This window comes from Streptomyces prunicolor NBRC 13075 (assembly GCF_000367365.1).
Taxonomy (GTDB): Bacteria; Actinomycetota; Actinomycetes; order Streptomycetales; family Streptomycetaceae; genus Streptomyces; species Streptomyces prunicolor.
Map to the genome: position 1 here is coordinate 68,758 of NZ_BARF01000039.1, position 17,637 is coordinate 86,394.

Consider the following 17,637-nt stretch of genomic DNA (forward strand, 5'->3'; position numbering starts at 1 on the left):
TGCCGACCAGCCTGCGCCCGCCCCCGATCGCCCGTCCAAGACCTACGCTGATAACCAATGGCTATGACGACGGACGTCCACGTACGGGACCTGCGCTACTTCGTCGCGGTCGCCGAGGAACTGCACTTCACGCGCGCGGCCGAGAAGCTGTACGTCTCGCAGCCCGCCCTGAGCAAGCAGATCCGGGCGCTGGAACGGCAGTTGGACGCCGAACTGTTCCGGCGCGACCGGCAGGGCGTGGCGCTCACGGCCGCCGGTGCGGCCCTACTGCCGTACGCCCAGCGGGTGTTGGCGGTCTGGGCGGAGGGCGCGGCGGCGCTGGCGGAGGTGGGCGCGGCCGAACGCAGCACCCTGGTGGTCGGCATGAGCACCAGCCCCGGCCGGGGTGGCCTGCTGCCCGCGATCCGCTCCCGCTTCACGGCCGCGCGTCCGGAGGCGAACGTACGGCTGCGGCAGGTGAGTTGGGACGATCCGACGGCCGGCCTCGCGGACGGCGCCGCGGATGTGGCGTTCGTCTGGCTGCCGTTGCCCGACGCGGAGCGCTACGGCTGGACGGTGGTCGCCGAGGAACCCCGCCTGGTCGCGCTCCTGGACACCCATCCGCTGGCCGCCCGCGCCGAGGTCGACTTCGCGGACCTCGTCGACGAGCCGTTCCTCGCCCTGCCGCCCGACGCGGGTCCGTTGCGCGACCACTGGCTCGCCCTCGACGAACGCGGTGGCCAACTACCGCGCATCGGGGCGGAGATCGCGAGCACCGAGGAGACGTACGAGGCGCTCGTCGCCGGTCTCGGCATCTGCCTGGTGGCCACGGGCAACGCCCATCTGATCACCCTCGGTGGGGTCATCACCCGCCCGGTGCACGGCATTTCGCCGAGCCGTTACGCCCTCGCCTGGCGACGGGAGGACGGTGTACGGCCGCTGGTGAGGGCTTACGCGGAGGCGTGCCGCCTGGTGGCTCCTATGAGATCGGCCGATTCCCCTTGACCTCCCGATCACAGGGCTGGTCGCTGCCGCCCGGGGTCTCAACGGGCGTGGGTTCAGGTGTGGTTGTGGGGGTGGGTGCGGGTGACGACGGTTCGGACGGCGACGACGGTTCGGACGGGGTCGTGGGCTCCGGTGTGACAGGGTCCGGGGTCTCCTTGACGGGAGTACTCGGCTCCGGCGTCGGCTCGTCGCTCTTGGGCGGCGTGGGAGTCGGTTCCGTCGGCTTCGGGTCCGTCGGTGTCGGTTCCGGCTTCGTCGGTGTCGGTTCCGGCTTCGTCGGTGTCGGTTCGGTCGGTGTCGGTTCGGTCGGTGTCGGTTCGGTCGGTGTCGGTTCCGGCTTCGTGGTCACCGGTGGAGCGGGAGTTGGAGTCGGCGTCTCGGTCGGAGGCGGGGTGGGATCCGGAGTCGGAGTCGGAGTCGGCTCAGTGGTCACCGGCGGCGGCTCAACAGGAGCCGTAGGAACAGGAGTTGCGCCCCCATCCCCCACCGGCGTCACGGTCGACCCGCCCCCGGTGTCGCCAAGAACAGCCGGCGGCACGGCACTTATCGCCCCGTCCGCCACGGGCGCCGTAGAACCACCCCGGTCGCCCGGTGTCTTCGAGGGCTTCGCCGTGCGCGGCTCGGACGCCACCGGTGCCTGGGAGACCGGGACTTCGGTCACCGGGCCCTTGGCGACGGGGACTTCGGTGGCGTCGCCGCCGCCGAGGAGGACGCACACCGCGACGGCGCCCGCCACGGCCGTACCGACGGCGGCCGCCACCTGGGTCTTGGACGCGCCGACTGCCGCATGCCGTACGCCGTGCAGGAACCCGGCACCATGACCGCCACCCGCCGTGACGGCCGCCGCGCCCGCGGAGCCCGCGCCGAACGCGAGCAGGAACTTGCCCGCGCCGCCGAGGACGAACACGAGCAGCGCCGGTGCCACGAGCGCGGGCAGCCGGTCGTTGGCGCGCATCAGGGCCGCGAGGCGGGCGCGGCAGTCGTCGCACGCGTCGACGTGGCCGAGGATGCGTTCCGACTGCCGCTCGGTGGCGGCGCCGCGCACGTACGCGGGCATCCGGGCCCAGTGCACCTGGCAGGCGGGATCGTCCGGGGCGCCGGTCTGGGCACGCAGGAACGCCTGCCGCATGCCCTCCCGCGCGCGGTGCAGCAGTACGGCCGTCGCGCCCTGCTTGGTACCGAGTTGGGGGCCTATCGCGGCCAGCGGCAGCCCCTCCGCCTCGGCCAGCCACAGCGCCTTCACCCACCGCTCGGGCAACTGCTCAAGTACCCGCATCAGCAGGTCGGTTGAGGACACCTGCTCGGCCGGATCGCCCCCCTGGGCGTGGACGTGCACAGGGTCCGCGTCGGTCCGCTCGTCGACCTGCGGATCGCGCGGCGTCTCGCGGGCGGCGCTGCCCGCGGCCGTGGCGAGGTGCTTCACCGTGGTCATGAGGTACGCCGGTACGTTGTCGATCTCGTGCCCGGCGGACAGCCTGCGCCACACCCTGAAGTGCGCCTCGGCGACGAGGTCTTCGGCGACCCAGGTGTTCCGGGTGAGCGAGCGGGCGTAGGCGACGAGGCGCGGCTGCTGCTCCTCGTAGATCCGGGCGTACGCGGCGGTGGGACCGTCGTTCATGGCAGCAACGCTCCAGTTGCCAGTGGGGCGGGGAAGGGTTTGTACCCTAGATGGCAAAACTTTCAATTAAAGTTGCAGTCGTTCCGCAAGGTGATACAGGTCACATAACTCCCGTACGAAACGGCGTAATCAAGGACCCCTCCAGGTGATCAAGGAGGTGCGTCGGCACAACCGGCCGCCGCCCGCCCCGCCCGAATCGGAGACCGTCCATGCGCCATCTCACCCTGGAACAGCCCACCAGCGCCCGCCTGATCGCCGACGACGACCAGGAGTTGGCCGTGACGGTCACCCTGCGGTACTCCTCCGGCGACCCCTTCGCCGTCCAACTCCTGTTCCCCGCCTGGATATCGCTCGACGGCAAGAAGGTGACCTGGACCTTCGCGCGGGCACTCCTCGAGGAGGGTCTCGACACCCCCTCCGGGATGGGCAACGTGCACATCAGGCCATACGGCCCCGCCCACACGGCCGTTGAGTTCCACTCGCCCGAGGGCATCGCGATGATCCGCTTCGACTCGGTCGCCCTGCACCACTTCCTGCGCCGCACGTACCGGGTCACCGAGCCGGGCCGCGAAGCCCTGGAACCGTCCCTGGACCGAGGACTCGCCTCGCTGCTCGACGGCGCGTGACATGCGGGGGCGAAGGTCAACTCCCCTATGCGATCGGCGCGTTGGGATGATTGTCTGCCTCTCATGACGGAATCACCGCACCGGATGTCCACCCGTGTATCGACCCGTGTGTCCACCCGTGCCGTCGTCGTCGGAGGCAGCCTCGCCGGCATGCTCGCCGCCGCGGCCGTCCGGGACCACGTCGACAGCGTCGAGATCATCGAGGCGCACGGCCTGCCCGAGGGCGCCGAGGCACGTCCGGGCGTTCCCCAAGCGGCGCATTTCCACGTCCTGTTGTCGGGTGGGGCGAACGCGATCGAGGAGCTGCTGCCGGGCACGGTCGGGGAGTTGCTGTCGGCGGGCGCCAACCGGGTGCCCATGACGACGAACATGCTGATCTACTCGCCCGAGGGCTGGTACCGCCGCTGGAAGCGCGACAGCCACCATCTGATCACCGCGAGCCGCGACCTCACCGATTCCGTCGTCCGCGGGAAGGTACTGAAGGACGCGCGCGTCAGCGTGCGCCCGCACACCAAAGTCACCGCCCTGCTGGGGAGTTCGCGCCGCGTCACCGGCGTACGGCTGCGCGCGGCGGACGGCACCGAGACCGACCTGACCGCGGACCTGGTGATCGACGCCTCCGGAAAGGCGGCACGCACTCCGCGGTGGCTGGCCGAGTTGGGCATCCCGGCACCGGCCGAGGACCGCATCGACTCCGGCATCGCGTACGCCAGCCGCGTCTACCGCGCCCCCGTCCCCACCCTCAACTGGCCCGTGATCAGCGTCCAGGCGGACCCGCGGCGGGGCGAACCCGGCCGCACGGGCGGCATCGTCCCGATCGAGGACGGCCGCTGGCACGTCAGCCTGATCGGCACGCCGGGCGCCCAACCCTCCCGCGAGGCAGCCGAGTTCGAGCCGTACGCCCGCACGCTCCGCCACTCGGTCATCGCCGACCTCCTGTCCCACGCCGAACCCCTCACCGACGTCGCCGTGACCCACAGCACGGCCAACCGCCGCTACTACTACGAACGTCTCAAGTCCTGGCCCGAAGGCCTGGTCGCCCTGGGCGACTCGGTGGCCGCGTTCAACCCGGTGTACGGCCACGGCATGTCGGTGGCGGCCCTCGGCGCCGTAGCCCTACGCACCCAACTGACCTCCCTCGGCCTCACCAACGGCCTCTCCCGCAAGGCACAACGGGCCATCGCGAGGCCTGTCGAACTCGCCTGGAGTCTCGCCGTGGGCCAGGACATCCACTACGGGACGACGAAGGGCAGAAACGCGGGCACCCCCGACCGCCTCCTCCAGCGCTACGTCAGCCGCCTCTCCCACACCGCCACGGGCTCGTACCACGTGGCGACCGCGATGACAGAGGTACTGACCCTCCAGTCCCCGGGCACGGCGCTGCTCCGGCCAAGTGTGCTTGCGGCGGCGGCAATCGGGCCGCTTCGGCCGCAGCTCGAGGGGCCGACGTTCACGGTTGGAGAACGGAAGTTGTTGGCTGAGGCCGGTATCTCGTTGCCCGGGATCGCCCAGTAGCGCGTCGGGGTTGTCAGTGGCGGCTGCTTCCATGAGGTCATGAGCACCGTGTACGAGGCCGCCGCCCTCCTCCCTGATCCCGCCGAACTCCGCGTCCATCTGCGGGCGTTGGCGGTCCTGGACTCGACGATCGGCGACGATCCGCAGTTCGTCTACTACACCTTCGACGCCAACTGGGGCCCGGGCGAGGAAGCGGCCCTGATGGACAACGGTTCAGGGGACGACTTCTCCGTCCTCTTCACCTCGGCCGGAGTGCTCATACGCGGCTTCGACCACGAGTCGGCGATGAGCCCGTACGGGACGGAGGACGACCAGGTCTGGCCCGGTGTCATCGACGAAGTGCCGGTCACGCTGCGCCCGTTGCTGGACGACCTCGCGTTCACGGACGAGCACATGGGGATCACCCGCACCCGCGTCACGGCCTGCCTGTGGCGCGAGACCGGCGACACCGCGTGGCGCACCGGTTCGGCCATCGACTTCCCGGCCGGACGCGCGGACCCGGACGGCGCCAGCCACCTCTTCCGTCTCCTCACCCACCGCTCCCCGAAGACGATCCAGGCCCACTTCGAGGACTACTACGAACGCCCTGTCCCCCTCGACGCCATCCGCCATGTCCTCGCCGGACACCCGGTGACCCCGGCGATCGCCGCGGCCCTCAACCCGGCGGCCGGGCGGGAGTGACACCGGGGCGATTCCCGCTCCGCCGGTCAGGCCGCCTGCCGCGCGGCACGGCCCCGATCGACGACGTCCCTGCGGGTCACCCCGAGGTACACCACCAGTCCGAGGATGACCGCCAGGAACAGCACGCTCGTGACGACGGTGCCGAAGCCGAGACCGCCGTCGCCGGTCGGCTGGGAGAGGTAGTCGCCGATCGAGGCGCCCAGTGGGCGGGTGAGGACGTACGCGATCCAGAAGCCGCGCACCGCGTCCAGACCGAGGGCGAAGCGGGCGACGGCCACCGCGCCGATGGCCAGGGCGAACAGGACGGCGGACAGCCAGTAGCCGAGGTTCATGCGCTCGGAGACCAGGTCACCTGCGGCGGTGCCCAGCGCGAAGGTGAACAGCACGGCGAGCCAGTAGAAGGCCTCGCGGCCGGTGGTGTCGATGCTGTGGATGGACAGCGTCCCCTCGCGCCGATGCCACACCACGAACACGACCACCAGGGCGACGGCGAACACCGCGGTGCTCGTCTCCAGCGGCACGCCCAGGTTGTCGGTCAGGTTGTCGCTGATGAGCGTTCCCACGACGCTGATCAGCGCCACGGCGAGCCAGTAGACGCCGGCGCGGTAGGCCCGCGTACGGAACTGGACCACCAGCACCACCGCCAGCAGCCCGCTCATCAGCACCGACACGCCGGTCAGGCCCAGGTCGGCCTTCTCGTTCAGCAGGTCGGCCGCGGTCTCGCCGACCGTCGTGCACAGCACCTTGATGATCCAGAAGTAGGCGGTGACTTCCGGCACCTTGTTCCAGCGCGGCCGAGCAGCACCGGGCACGGCGGGCTCAGCGGGCTCAGCGGTTTCAGCGCTCTCGAGGGGTTCGTATGTCATGCGGCCCGACCCTGCCGGTGGACACCTGAACACATCCTGACCGCCGTACGGCGCCCTCCCGCACCGGCATCGTCTACAGTTCCGTAGACCGTCTACAGGATTGTAGTCAGCGGCAAGTCGGCGGAGTCGGGGAGGACCATGCGCCGGACCATCCTGGTCGTCGAGGACGATCACGCCCTGCGGGACGTGCTGATGCGCGGGCTGCGGGACGAGGACTACGACACCGTCCCGGCCCCGGACGGCGCGACCGCCCTGCGGCTGGCCACCGCCGACGTCTCCGCCGCCGTACTCGACATCGGACTGCCCGACGCCGACGGGCGGGACGTGTGCCAGGCGATGCGGGCGAACGGGTTCCTCTCCCCGGTCATCTTCCTCAGCGCGCATCACCGGTTGCCCGACCGGCTGTCCGGGTTCTCCGCCGGGGGCGACGACTACCTGTCCAAGCCGTTCCACCTCGCCGAACTCGCGGCCCGCCTGCGGGCGGCCCTCAGACGGGCGGCGCCGGCGCCCGCCGCCACAGCGGGAGACCTGGCCCTGGACGCCGTCCGGCACACGGTCGACGTCCAGGACACCCGGGTCGATCTGACGCCGACCGAGTTCCGCCTCCTGGCCGCGCTCATGGCGGCCTCCGGCGGCATCGTCACCCGCCGCGAACTGATCCGCGCGGGCTGGCCCGAAGGCGCCCGGGTCCACGACAACACCCTCGACCAGTACCTGACCCGGCTGCGCCGCAAACTCCGGGAGGCGGGCAGCGCCCGGACGATCGGCACGGCCCGTGGCGTCGGACACCGGCTGTCATGAACGGGGTCCGCCGCCCGGCCTCCCGGACCCTGCGCGGCCGGCTCTCCCTCGTCGCGCTTCTCACCGCCGCGCCGCTGATGCTGGTCCTCACCGTGTCGTTCGACTCCGTGGCCCAACGCCGCCTCCAGCACCAGGCGGACGACGAGCTGCGCACCCGCGCCGCCGCCGTCGCGACGACCGTCGACACCCGGGGTACGACGGTGCGTGTCCTGGAGAGTGCGAACGACGCGCTCCTCGACGCCGACGTCTGGATCTACGCCGACCGGCAACTGCTGGAACAGCCGCCCGCCGCAGGTCGGTCGACCCGGGTGGCCGACGCGCTGGCCCGGTACGGCGGGCACCGGTGCGTCACCGCCACGGTCCGACGTCCCCTACGACTCTGCTCCCAACCGGTACCGGGGTCGGGGAGCCGGACCACCGTCGTCACCGCGCTGGACCTCTCCGCGTACCGCGGTTCGGCCGACACCCTGCTCATGGGGTCGCTCGCCCTGGACGCCGTCATGCTCGCCTGCACCTACGCCCTGACCCGGCTGGCGGTCGGCCGCGCGCTGCGCCCCGTCCGCACCATGACCGACCAGGCCACCCAGTGGAGCGCGGTCGCCTCCGGGGAACGGTTCGGCAGCATCCGGCATCCGGCCGAACTCGCCCTGCTCGGCGGGTCGTTGGACGCCCTGCTGGACCGTATCCGCAGCCTTCTGCGCTACGAGCGCAGACTCACCGGCGAGCTCTCGCACGAGCTGCGCACCCCGCTGAGCCGGATCATCGCCGAGCTCGACTGGTGGCAGGCCCACCCCCGTACCGCCGACCAGACCCGCGCCACCCACCAGGTCATCGCCGACGCCGCCGAGTCCATGCGCAGCATCTGCGACACCCTCCTGGACGACGCCCGCGCCGGCGGCCTCGCCGCACCGGGCACAGCCGAGGTGCTGCCGGTACTGCGCGCCCTTGCCCAAGTCCCGTACGCACCAGGCCACTTGACGATCACGGTGGACGGCCCGCACCTCGTGGCCGGAGTCGGGCCGGTTCTCCTCGAACGCATCGTCAGCCCGCTCCTCGCCAACGCCTGCCGCTACGCCGTCACCACCGTCGCCGTCCGTGCCCACCAGGCGTCCGACGGCGTCCGCGTCGACATCGTGGACGACGGCCCCGGCGTACCGCCCCCGTTCGCGGCACGGCTCTTCGAGCCCGGCCGGCGCGCGGATCCCGGCGACGGTCACGGCGGTGCGGGTCTCGGCCTGCCGCTGGCGCGCCGCCTGGCCCGCTCCGCGGGCGGCGAGGTGACCTACGACTCCGAACACACCCCGGGGGCACGGTTCGTGGTCAGCCTGCCCGCCGGCTGAGAACGAGGCGTGCCCCGGACCCGCACGCCGGGGCGTCGTGCTCTCACGCCAGGGTGTCGCGCCGGATGTCCTTGCGGGAGACGGCGAGGTAGCCGACGAAGCCCAGAATGGCCACCGTCCAGGACAGCGTGACCGGCCCGAGTCCCCAGCCGAGCCCGCCCCGTTGGTGGCCGACGGCCATCCAGTCGGCGACGGAGGCACCGAGCGGGCGGGTGATGACATACGCCGCCCAGAAAGCGGCCACCGCGTTCAGCCCGCCCCACCGGTGCGCGAGGGCCGGAACCGCGATCGCGGCGCCGTACAGGAAGGCGGAGCCCAGATAGCCCAGGCCGATCGTGGCGGTGAGGTCCCCGCAGGCCGTGCCCAGCGCGAACGTGGCGAGCACGGTGGCCCAGTAGAACATCTCGCGGCGCCGGGTGTGGATGCTGTGGATCGACAGGGTGCCCTCGCTGCGGTACCAGAGGGCGAAGACGGCGGCCAGGACGACCATGAAGAACGGCGTCGAGAGGGCGTACGGCACACCGAGGCCGACGTGCAGGACATCGGCGGCCATCGTGCCGAACACGCTGACCATGACGATCGCCGTCCAGTAGATCCAGGCGACGTACCGCCGGACGGCGAACTGCACGGCCAGGGCGGCCACCAGGGCGATGCCGCCGAGGCCGACAGCGGGGATCGGGCCGAACGCATGGGCCAGGAAGTCGGAGGCCGTCTCCCCCATGCCGGTCGTCAGCACCTTGATGACCCAGAAGTAGACGGTCACCTCCGGCACCTTGCTCGCCGCGTGCCGGATGCGGCGCGAGGGCCGGTCGTGAGTGAGGTGATCCGTCGTCATGGCAGGCACGATGACATGGCGAACGGCGGTTGCCCCAGACCCCTTTGCCAGAGCTTTGGGGCTTCCGGTGCATGAGTTGCCCGAGACCCCTCCGAGCCTGAACACAACCTGAAAGCGCAGGCCAATGCCCTGGCCAGAGGGGTACGGCGGATGGTAAACGCGGCGCGGCGGCGGCTATCCAGGAGCGACCGCGCGCCCCGTCTGCGGCGAGATCATCCCCGCGCACAGAGTCCGCGCCGCCAGCCCCTGCGCGATCCGCGGAATCGCCGCCACCGTGTTGGCCGGCCAGTCATGCATGAGGATGATCTGGCCGTTGGTGAGCCGGGCCGCCGCCTGGACGATCGCGTCGGTGCTCGCGCCGTTCCAGTCCTGCGAGTCGACGTCCCAAATGATCTCTTTCAGACCGTACTTGGCCTCCACGGCCTTCACCGTCGCGTTGGTCTCGCCGTACGGCGGCCGGAACAGCTTGGGGGTGCCGCCGCCCGCGGCCGCGATGGCTTGCTGGGTCCGGGAGATCTCCGAGTCGATCGTCGCCTGGGTCTGCTGGGTGAGGTGCGGATGCGTGTAGCTGTGGTTGCCGACCCACATTCCGGCGGCGACCTCCGCCTTGACCTGCGCCGGGTAGGCGGCCGCGTACTGGCCCTCGTTGAACGTCGTGGCCCGAAGACCGTTCTGCTTCAGCGAGTTGAGCAGGGCGGGCGTGTTGCCGGACGGCCCGTCGTCGAAGGTGAGCCCGACGTAACCCCCGCAAGTGGCGGCCTGCGCCGGGGTGTTCGCACCGGCGGCGAGGGTGCCCGCGGCGGCCAGGGCGATGACGGCCGGCGTGGCGACCAGGGATCGTAACGCGCTGGGTTTCATGTGAAGTGGTCCCTCCAGTATGGGGAGTTGGAAGGTGGTCAGCTCACCGTGATGTTGGAGTTGCCGCTGCTCTGGTAGCCCTCGGTCGCGAGGATCATGTAGTAGCTGAAGCTGCCCAGCGGCATCCCGGCACGGGCCCAGGCGTCGAAGTGGTTGCCGGTGGTGATGGTGCCGCCGGTGCGCTTCGACTGCCGGACGCTCCAGTACTGGTCGAAGGTCTTCGTGCCTTCCACGGAGGGGGCGTTGTACCGCGTCGTCTTGTAGATGTCGTACGTCCCGCCGTCACTGGTGACGGTCCCCTTGTACGTGCCCGTGGGCCGGTAGGTGCCCCAGTTGTCGACGATGTAGTACTCGACGAGCGGGTTCGACGTCCAGCCGTACAGCGCGAGATAGCCGTTGCCGGACGGGTTGAAGCTCCCCGAGTACGTCACGCTCCGCCGGCTGCCGTTGCTCCAGCCCTTGCCCGCGACGAAGTTGCCGGTGTTGCTCCACGTGGTGCTGTAGTTGCCGCCGGAGCCGAGGTTCATGGAGACCGACCCCTGGGAGTCGGTCCAGAACGAGTAGTAGTAGCCGTTGTTGGTGCCGGTCTGGTTCGTGGTGATGACCGTGGCGGCCCCGGCCGTGCCGGGCAGGGTCATCATCGCCAGCAGGGCCAGCAGCAGGGCGCAGGCGCCGCTGACTGACAGCCTCAAGCGGTTCGACGTGCGTGCGGGTGTGGTGTCCATGCCGCGTCAGTGTTGGTCTGCCCCTGCCAACTGTCAATAGTTTCGGTTCTGAGTACGAAATATTCGTAGCCGATCAGCACCCAATACCTTGGCGAATTCCCCAGCTCAGACACCACATTGAACAATTCACCGCAGAAATTCCCCGGATACAACAAAGGATCAAGACCCAAAAGCCGAATGTTTTCGATCGAATGTTTCGAAGAATTCTCCGATCATCGAATCGTCCCCTTCATTGGTCATGATGGACCGCATGACGGCACGCATGACGGCACGCATGACGGACCGCTATCCCACGGTCACCCAGGTCACCGCATCGGCGCGGCGGCTGGTCTCCCGGTATCCCGGGACCTGCCGGCTGCGCCGGATCGGGAGGTCCCGCGCGGGCCGCCCGATCCTGATGCTGTCCGTGGGACACGGACCGCACCACGTCCTGGTGGTCGCCGGCCCGCACCCCGACGAGCCGGTCGGCGGCGCGACCGCGCTCGTGCTCGCGGAGCAACTCGCCCGCGGCGCCCGCCTGTCCGCGGCGACCGACCCCACCCTCGTCACCTGGGACATCGTCCTGTGCCTCGACCCGGACGGCGCAGCGGTGAGCGAGGCCGGAACCGCGGAAGCCACAGCCACACCCACCCGCACCCCAACCCTCCGGCACTACTACCGCACCACCTACCGTCCGATGGCCGCGGAGCAACCGGAATGGGCACCGATCATTTCGAGCCAACTCCCGGAGAGCCGGGCGCTGTTCGAGGTCATCGACGACCTACGACCGTTCCTCCAGTGCTCGCTGCACAGCACCGATGTGGGCGGCAGCTGGCTCCAGTTGACCCGCGACCTCCCCGAACTGGCCGCGCCCTTCCGCACCTCCGCCGCCGAACTCGGCATCCCCCTCCAACACGGCACGTACGACGCCCTGTACTGGGAGAACCCCAGCCCCGCGGTCTACGTCCTGCCCCCGCCGGACAGCACCGCGCGCCTGGCGGCCGGTTCGGAGAACATCGGCGCGTCCACCTGGTGCGCGCCCCTGCGCTACGGCGGTGTCACCGCGATCGTCGAAGTCCCCATGTGGGCAAGCGACTTGGCCGAGGACCTGACCCCGTACCCGGATGCCGAGGACGCGCTCCGCGACCTGGCCGACCTGGTCCTGGACGGCGGCCGCCAGGTGACCGCCGTACTCGAAAAGGCTCGTAGCTTCCTGCCACCGCCCCAACACGACCCGCTCAGACGGGTGGTGGAGTGGATGGGCGACGGCCTCTACGACATGGTCGCCAACTCCTGGGCGCAGCTTGGCCGTCAGGCCGCCGCCGCGTCGGCCGACGACGACCCGAGGCGTCTGACGACGGCCCAGATCGCGGCCCTGAACATCGTGGCCCGCCGCCAACCGATCCGCGCGGCAGGCCTGTTGCTACGACTCCTGCGAGCATCGGACGACAGAGCCGCCCCGGTGCTGTACCGCGAGTTGGACGAACTCTTCACCGCGTGGTGCACGGATACCGAGGAGGCGCTGCGGGTGCGCTGGGTGCCGGTCGACCATCAAGTGGAACACCAGGCGCGTACGGTCCTGGCCGGTGCGGAGAGCGCACTCAAGTCCCTCCGCTGACCCCGCGACGGACCCGCACCCGAGCCGGAGACCCTCCCCCTCACCGCCGCCCGGCGAGCAGCGCGGCCACCCCGAACTCGAACCGCTCCTCGAACGACGTCGGCGCGAGATGCCCGGCCACCCGGTGCAGCGCGGGATGGGTCGCCTCGGAGATCGCACGCGCCAGGACATCGCCCAACGGGCGGTGATCCACGGCCTGTTCCTCCTGGGTGAGACCGAGGGCGAAGTAGACGACCGCCCATGAGGTCCACGCGGCCTCGCGATCGCCCAGGCCGCAGGCCAGCAGCGCCTCGACCAGGCTCTCCGCGAAGGCCAGGGTCATGGGCTCGGCGGCGTAGGTGCCGACCACGAGTGCCGCGCCGTCGCGGTGGGACAGCAGGGCCCGGCGGAACCGGCGGGCCAGTTCGCGGGCCCGTTCGGCGGGGACTTCCGGCAGGCCGGTGAGCGGGATCTCGCCGATCACGGCGTCCGCCATCAGCTCCAGCATCCGGGCCTTGGTCTTCACATGCCACTGCACGGTGTTGATCCGCACGCCGAGCCGGTCGGCGACCGCGCGCGTGGACACCGCGTCCAGGCCCTTCTCGTCCAGGAGGTCCAGCCCCGCGCGGATCACCGCGGCCGGATCCAGTCGGTCGCTCTGTTGCTTGTTGGTCACCGACCTAGTTTACTTCACCTCAAGACTCTAGGTCAGCGACCAAGGAATGAGTGATCTCATGGGTGCACAGCAGGTGAACACAGCGCAGGCGGAAACGGCCCGGGTGGAAACAGCACAGGTCGTCATCTCCGGAGGCGGCCCCGTCGGCCTCTGGCTCGCCGCCGAACTCCGACTCAACAACATCTCCGTCACCGTCCTGGAGATCCGCACCGAGATCGACAACCGCTCCAAGGCGCTCACCGTGCACCCGCGCGGCGTCGAGGTGCTGGCCTCGCGCGGGATCCACCAGCGCTTCCTCGACGAGAGCCTGAAGATCTCCACCGGCCACTTCGCCAACCTGTCCGACCGGCTCGACTTCTCGGTCATGGACACCCCGTTCCCGTACACCCTGTTCATCCCCCAGGCCCGTACCGAGGCGCTCTTCGAGGAGTACGCCCGCGGGCTCGGCGCGGACATCCGGCGCGGGCACCGCGTCACGGGTTTCACCGAGCACACGGACTCGGTGACCGTCCGGGTCGAGGGGCCGGAGGGGCCGTACGAGATCGAGACGGAGTACATCGCGGGCTGCGACGGCACGCGGAGCACCGTGCGCGACGTCGCCGGGATCGAGTTCCCCGGCACGGACTCGCGCTATCTCGGCTGGCTCGGTGACGTCCTCTTCGACAACCCGCCGGCGCCCGGCTTCAACCGCTTCACCGAGCGCGGCGGCCTGATGATCGTGCCGCTGCCCGACAACCGCTGGCGCATCGCGGGCACCAGCCCGGACAGCGAGACCCGCGAATGGCCCGGCGACCTCACGATGGACGAACTGCGGCAGAAGGTGATCGACATCGCCGGCGAGGACTTCGGCATGCGCGACCCGTCCTGGCTCTCCCGCTACGGCAACGCCACCCGCCTCGCCTCCCACTACCGGCGTGGCCGCGTCGTGTTGGCGGGCGACGCCGCGCACCAGCACTACCCCACCGGGGGCGTCGGCATGAACGTCGGTTTCCAGGACGCCTTCAACCTCGGCTGGAAGCTGGCCGCGACGATCGACGGCTGGGCCTCGGAGGGGCTCCTCGACAGCTACCACTCCGACCGCTACCCGGTCGGCGAGCAGCTGATGGAGCACAGCCGCGCGCAGACCTACCTGTTCCACGCCTTCACGCCCGAGGGGATGGCCCTGCGTGACCTGCTGAGCCGGATGGTCCCCGAGTCACGGGAGTTCAGCGGCGTACTGGCCGGCCGGCTGACCGCGCTCGACGTCGCCTACCCGAGCACCGACCCGACGGCCCACCCGGTGACCGGCACCCGCGCCCCCGACCTCGCCCTCACCGACACGGACAGCACGCTGTTCGGCGCGCTGCGGGCGGACTCGTACGTCCTGCTCGACCTCACGGAGGACGACGCGCTGGCCGACCGCGCCCAGCAGCGGGTGACGGTGCACGCCGGCGCCCCCGACAAGACCCGGCCGGCCTGGGCGGACGTCCGCGCCGCCCTGATCCGCCCCGACGGCCACGTCGCGTGGGCGTGGACGGAGGCGGACGACACCAAGCTGGCGGCGCAGGTGGACGCGGCCATCACCACGACCCTCAACCTCTAGGCGGGACCGGACTCATGGACCTCGGACTGAACAACAAGGTGTACGTCGTCACCGGCGGCACGCGCGGGCTGGGCTACGCCGTCGCCCGCGAACTGGTCGCCGACGGCGCCAAGGTGGTCATCACCGGCCGCGACGAGAAGCGCGCCGCCGAGTCGGCGGCCGAGCTGGGCCCGAACGCGACCGGAGTCGCCGTGGACAACTCCGACCCGCGGGCACCCCGTCAACTGATCGCCTCGGCAAGGGAGTTGTACGGCTCCTTCGACGGCATCCTGATCAGCGTGGGCGGCCCGCCCGCGGGCGAAACGACGGCCACCACCGACGAACAGTGGCAGGCGGCGTTCGAGTCGGTGTTCCTGGGCGCGGTACGACTGGCCCGAGCGGCGGCGGAAGAGCTGGAGGCTGGGGGCGTGATCGGCTTCGTCCTGTCGGGCACCGCCCACGAACCGGCCCCGGGGATGGCCATCTCCAACGGCCTGCGCCCCGGTCTGGCCGGCTTCGCCAAGTCCCTCGCGGACGAACTGGGCCCCCGCGGCGTCCGCGTCCTCGGCGTCCTCCCCGGCCGAATCGCCACGGACCGCATGCGCGACCTGGACGCCCTGTCCCCCGACCCCGACACGAGGCGCGCCACCAACGAGGCCGCGATCCCGCTGGGGCGGTACGGGACGCCGGAGGAGTTCGGACGGGCGGGGGCGTTCTTGCTGTCACCGGCGGCGTCGTATGTCACCGGGGTGATGGTGTCGGTGGATGGTGGGGCGCGGCACGGCTTTTGAGCGGCTGCTGAGCGCTTCGGAGAAGGGTCGGTCCCGGGGCGGGGCGCGGGGGCTTGCTCAGGCCCTCCGCGTCTGGCCCCGGCGGACAGCAGACCCCACCACATCCACGTGCTCCCCACAACAGGATCCAGCCGACGACGACACAGAGCACGGAGACGACGGCCGCGCCGGACAGCAGGAACCACCGGACCCACCGGGCGGCCCACCACGACAGGATCCATCCCACGACGATCACCGCCGGCAGGATGAACACGTAACCGGGGACTATGTCCACTGTGCATCTCTCCGCGACATCGAGGTGAGGCCGGTCTGCCGCTGGGTGATGTGGTTGCCCATGTCGATCAACCCTACGGTCGGGTGCTTGACGGTCGGCAGGTCACCCGTCGGCTTCCGGGTCCTCACCTCCAGACCGAGGTCGAGCCGGTCGCCGGACCTGAGCTTCGCTCGCGTCGTCCAGCGGGTCTCGAACAGCGACACGGTCCGGGTGTCCGAGAGGAGCCGCACCCCCGCGTCGTACGCCTTGTCGTTGAGCCGGGCGCTGACGATCCGGACGTCGGAGACGACCTGCGGGTCCAGCCCGACGGAGAAGGACGCGGCCACGGGAGCGGCGCCCGGTCCGACGCTGCTCAGCGTGATCCGCACCGGGTAGTAGTACCACCGCTTGTGGGCAGTGCCTCGGTCAAGGTGACCGTGCAGGCGGTGGCCGAGGTCTTGGGGTCGGTGGTGCTACGGCTGACCTTCGGGTCGAACATGTCAAAGGGCCCGACTCCGAAGAGCCGGACCTTCTCTGACCTGCATGTTTGCCAGATCGGCGACGTGACGGTAGGTCGCCCGCTACACGTTGAAGCGGAACTCCACCACATCCCCGTCCTGCATCACATAGTCCTTGCCCTCCATACGAGCCTTCCCCTTGGCCCGCGCCTCCGCGACCGAGCCCGTCTCCACCAGGTCGGCGAAGGAGATGACCTCCGCCTTGATGAAGCCCTTCTGGAAGTCGGTGTGGATGACGCCGGCGGCCTCGGGGGCGGTCGCGCCCTTCTTGATGGTCCAGGCGCGGGATTCCTTGGGGCCTGCCGTGAGGTAGGTCTGCAGGCCGAGGGTGTCGAAACCGACGCGGGCCAGGGTCGTCATGCCGGGCTCCTCGACGCCGACCGACTCCAGGAGCTCCATCGCCTCCTCCTCGTCGAGCTCGGCGAGGTCCGCCTCCAGCTTGGCGTTGAGGAAGATCGCCTCGGCGGGGGCGACGAGGGCGCGCTGCTCGGTCTTGAAGTCCTCGTCGACCAGTTCGTCCTCGTCGACGTTGAAGACGTAGAGGAAGGGCTTGGTCGTCAACAGGTGCAGGTCGTGGAGGAGTTCCTCCTTGCCGGAGCCCTGGACGATGCCCTGCGAGAAGAGGGTGTCGCCCTTCTCCAGGATCTCCTGCGCCGCCTCGACCGCCGCGACCTTCGGGCCGATGTCCTTCTTGATGCGCGACTCCCGCTGGAGGCGCGGCAGGACCTTCTCGATGGTCTGCAGGTCGGCGAGGATCAGCTCGGTGTTGATCGTCTCGATGTCGTCCTTGGGCGAGACCTTGCCGTCGACGTGGACGACGTTCTCGTCCTGGAAGGCGCGGATGACCTGGCAGATCGCGTCGGACTCACGGATGTTCGCGAGGAACTTGTTGCCCAGGCCCTCGCCCTCCGACGCGCCCTTCACGATGCCCGCGATGTCGACGAAGTCGACGGTCGCCGGGAGGATCTTCTGCGAGGAGAAGATCTCGGCCAGTTTCGTCAGGCGCGCGTCGGGGACGCCGACCACGCCGACGTTCGGCTCGATCGTGGCGAACGGGTAGTTGGCCGCCAGCACGTCGTTCTTGGTCAGGGCGTTGAACAGGGTCGACTTGCCGACATTCGGCAGACCGACGATTCCGATCGTGAGCGACACGTTGCGACTTCCCGTACGTGAGTGGCGTGAGAGCAGTGGAGGGGACCGGCTGGGGCTACGGAGACTGGGGCCCGGGGCCGATCCACCAGTCTACGGCGTGCGTCGCGCCCTCCCGGCTTCGCGTCGAACACGTGGCCAAGCTCTGCCCATCGGCGTGTCTGAGGACCTATTCGGCACATAAACCGACCTAAGTTGGTCCAGTGGAGCAACACAGGACACGACCCCCACAGCCCGGCGCGAGACGCGGGGCCCCGCCCCTTC

General features: G+C 70.3%; 17 protein-coding genes. 9 read left to right on the forward strand and 8 right to left on the reverse strand.

Annotated features, from left to right (window positions below; all coding sequences use genetic code 11):
- Window positions 1-57 precede the first annotated feature (57 nt).
- Window positions 58-984 (forward strand): LysR family transcriptional regulator, encoded by a 927-nt coding sequence (locus SPR02S_RS18365; protein WP_026150667.1) that lies wholly within the window; start codon window positions 58-60, stop codon window positions 982-984.
- Here the strand turns inward: SPR02S_RS18365 and SPR02S_RS18370 are convergent.
- Window positions 959-2,602, reverse strand: coding sequence for a sigma-70 family RNA polymerase sigma factor (locus SPR02S_RS18370; protein WP_019058455.1), 1,644 nt, complete (start codon window positions 2,600-2,602; stop codon window positions 959-961). The two genes, SPR02S_RS18365 and SPR02S_RS18370, sit on opposite strands and share 26 nt — an antisense overlap.
- 209 nt (window positions 2,603-2,811) lie before the next feature.
- Between SPR02S_RS18370 and SPR02S_RS18375 the strand changes: the two genes are divergently transcribed.
- From SPR02S_RS18375 to SPR02S_RS55900, 3 genes are all read left to right on the forward strand, one after another.
- Window positions 2,812-3,228: an SsgA family sporulation/cell division regulator gene (locus SPR02S_RS18375; RefSeq protein ID WP_019058456.1), complete on the forward strand. Its 417-nt coding sequence runs from the start codon at window positions 2,812-2,814 to the stop codon at window positions 3,226-3,228.
- Between the two features lie 84 nt (window positions 3,229-3,312).
- A complete protein-coding gene (locus tag SPR02S_RS55895; RefSeq protein ID WP_019058457.1) occupies window positions 3,313-4,743 on the forward strand; it encodes an NAD(P)/FAD-dependent oxidoreductase in 1,431 nt (476 codons plus the stop codon).
- A 39-nt stretch (window positions 4,744-4,782) separates the two neighbouring features.
- Entirely contained in the window at window positions 4,783-5,424 is a 642-nt protein-coding gene (locus SPR02S_RS55900) for a hypothetical protein (RefSeq protein ID WP_019058458.1), read from the forward strand.
- Window positions 5,425-5,450: 26 nt separating this feature from the next.
- Here the strand turns inward: SPR02S_RS55900 and SPR02S_RS18390 are convergent, their stop codons facing one another.
- A complete protein-coding gene (locus SPR02S_RS18390; RefSeq protein ID WP_043258347.1) occupies window positions 5,451-6,290 on the reverse strand; it encodes a COG4705 family protein in 840 nt (279 codons plus the stop codon).
- Window positions 6,291-6,428: 138 nt separating this feature from the next.
- Here SPR02S_RS18390 and SPR02S_RS18395 point away from each other — a divergent pair, with 138 nt between their 5' ends.
- A complete protein-coding gene (locus tag SPR02S_RS18395) occupies window positions 6,429-7,091 on the forward strand; it encodes a response regulator transcription factor (RefSeq protein WP_019058460.1) in 663 nt (220 codons plus the stop codon).
- Complete coding sequence (locus SPR02S_RS18400) at window positions 7,088-8,431, forward strand: sensor histidine kinase (RefSeq protein WP_019058461.1); 1,344 nt, start codon at window positions 7,088-7,090, stop codon at window positions 8,429-8,431. The genes SPR02S_RS18395 and SPR02S_RS18400 overlap by 4 nt, the downstream gene beginning before the upstream one ends.
- Window positions 8,432-8,474: 43 nt before the next feature.
- Here the strand turns inward: SPR02S_RS18400 and SPR02S_RS18405 are convergent, their stop codons facing one another.
- The 3 genes from SPR02S_RS18405 to xynA all read right to left on the reverse strand — a co-directional run bounded on the left by SPR02S_RS18405 (window position 8,475) and on the right by xynA (window position 10,849).
- Entirely contained in the window at window positions 8,475-9,266 is a 792-nt protein-coding gene (locus SPR02S_RS18405) for a COG4705 family protein (protein ID WP_019058462.1), read from the reverse strand.
- A 174-nt stretch (window positions 9,267-9,440) separates the two neighbouring features.
- The gene (locus SPR02S_RS18410) at window positions 9,441-10,124 is read right to left on the reverse strand and encodes a polysaccharide deacetylase family protein (RefSeq protein ID WP_019058463.1); all 684 of its coding nucleotides are present in this window, start codon (window positions 10,122-10,124) and stop codon (window positions 9,441-9,443) included.
- Window positions 10,125-10,162: 38 nt separating this feature from the next.
- On the reverse strand, window positions 10,163-10,849 hold the full coding sequence (gene xynA / locus SPR02S_RS18415; RefSeq protein WP_019058464.1) for an endo-1,4-beta-xylanase XynA: 687 nt from the start codon (window positions 10,847-10,849) through the stop codon (window positions 10,163-10,165).
- Between the two features lie 250 nt (window positions 10,850-11,099).
- Between xynA and SPR02S_RS18420 the strand changes: the two genes are divergently transcribed.
- Window positions 11,100-12,446: a M14 family zinc carboxypeptidase gene (locus tag SPR02S_RS18420; protein WP_026150670.1), complete on the forward strand. Its 1,347-nt coding sequence runs from the start codon at window positions 11,100-11,102 to the stop codon at window positions 12,444-12,446.
- A gap of 40 nt (window positions 12,447-12,486) precedes the next feature.
- On the opposite strand, the gene SPR02S_RS18425 is transcribed toward SPR02S_RS18420, so the two are convergent.
- Window positions 12,487-13,101, reverse strand: a complete 615-nt coding sequence (locus tag SPR02S_RS18425) for a TetR/AcrR family transcriptional regulator C-terminal domain-containing protein (RefSeq protein ID WP_019058466.1) — start codon at window positions 13,099-13,101, stop codon at window positions 12,487-12,489.
- A 58-nt stretch (window positions 13,102-13,159) separates the two neighbouring features.
- Between SPR02S_RS18425 and SPR02S_RS18430 the strand changes: the two genes are divergently transcribed.
- A complete protein-coding gene (locus tag SPR02S_RS18430; protein ID WP_019058467.1) occupies window positions 13,160-14,683 on the forward strand; it encodes an FAD-dependent monooxygenase in 1,524 nt (507 codons plus the stop codon).
- 14 nt (window positions 14,684-14,697) lie between these two features.
- Entirely contained in the window at window positions 14,698-15,453 is a 756-nt protein-coding gene (locus tag SPR02S_RS18435; protein ID WP_019058468.1) for an SDR family oxidoreductase, read from the forward strand.
- A gap of 264 nt (window positions 15,454-15,717) precedes the next feature.
- Here the strand turns inward: SPR02S_RS18435 and SPR02S_RS18440 are convergent, their stop codons facing one another.
- Together SPR02S_RS18440 and ychF are read right to left on the reverse strand one after the other, a co-directional pair.
- Complete coding sequence (locus SPR02S_RS18440; protein WP_019058469.1) at window positions 15,718-16,095, reverse strand: hypothetical protein; 378 nt, start codon at window positions 16,093-16,095, stop codon at window positions 15,718-15,720.
- Between the two features lie 192 nt (window positions 16,096-16,287).
- Window positions 16,288-17,376 carry a redox-regulated ATPase YchF gene (gene ychF, locus SPR02S_RS18445; RefSeq protein ID WP_019058470.1) on the reverse strand — a complete coding sequence of 363 codons (1,089 nt, stop codon included), beginning with the start codon at window positions 17,374-17,376 and terminating at the stop codon, window positions 16,288-16,290.
- Between the last annotated feature and the right edge of the window lie 261 nt (window positions 17,377-17,637).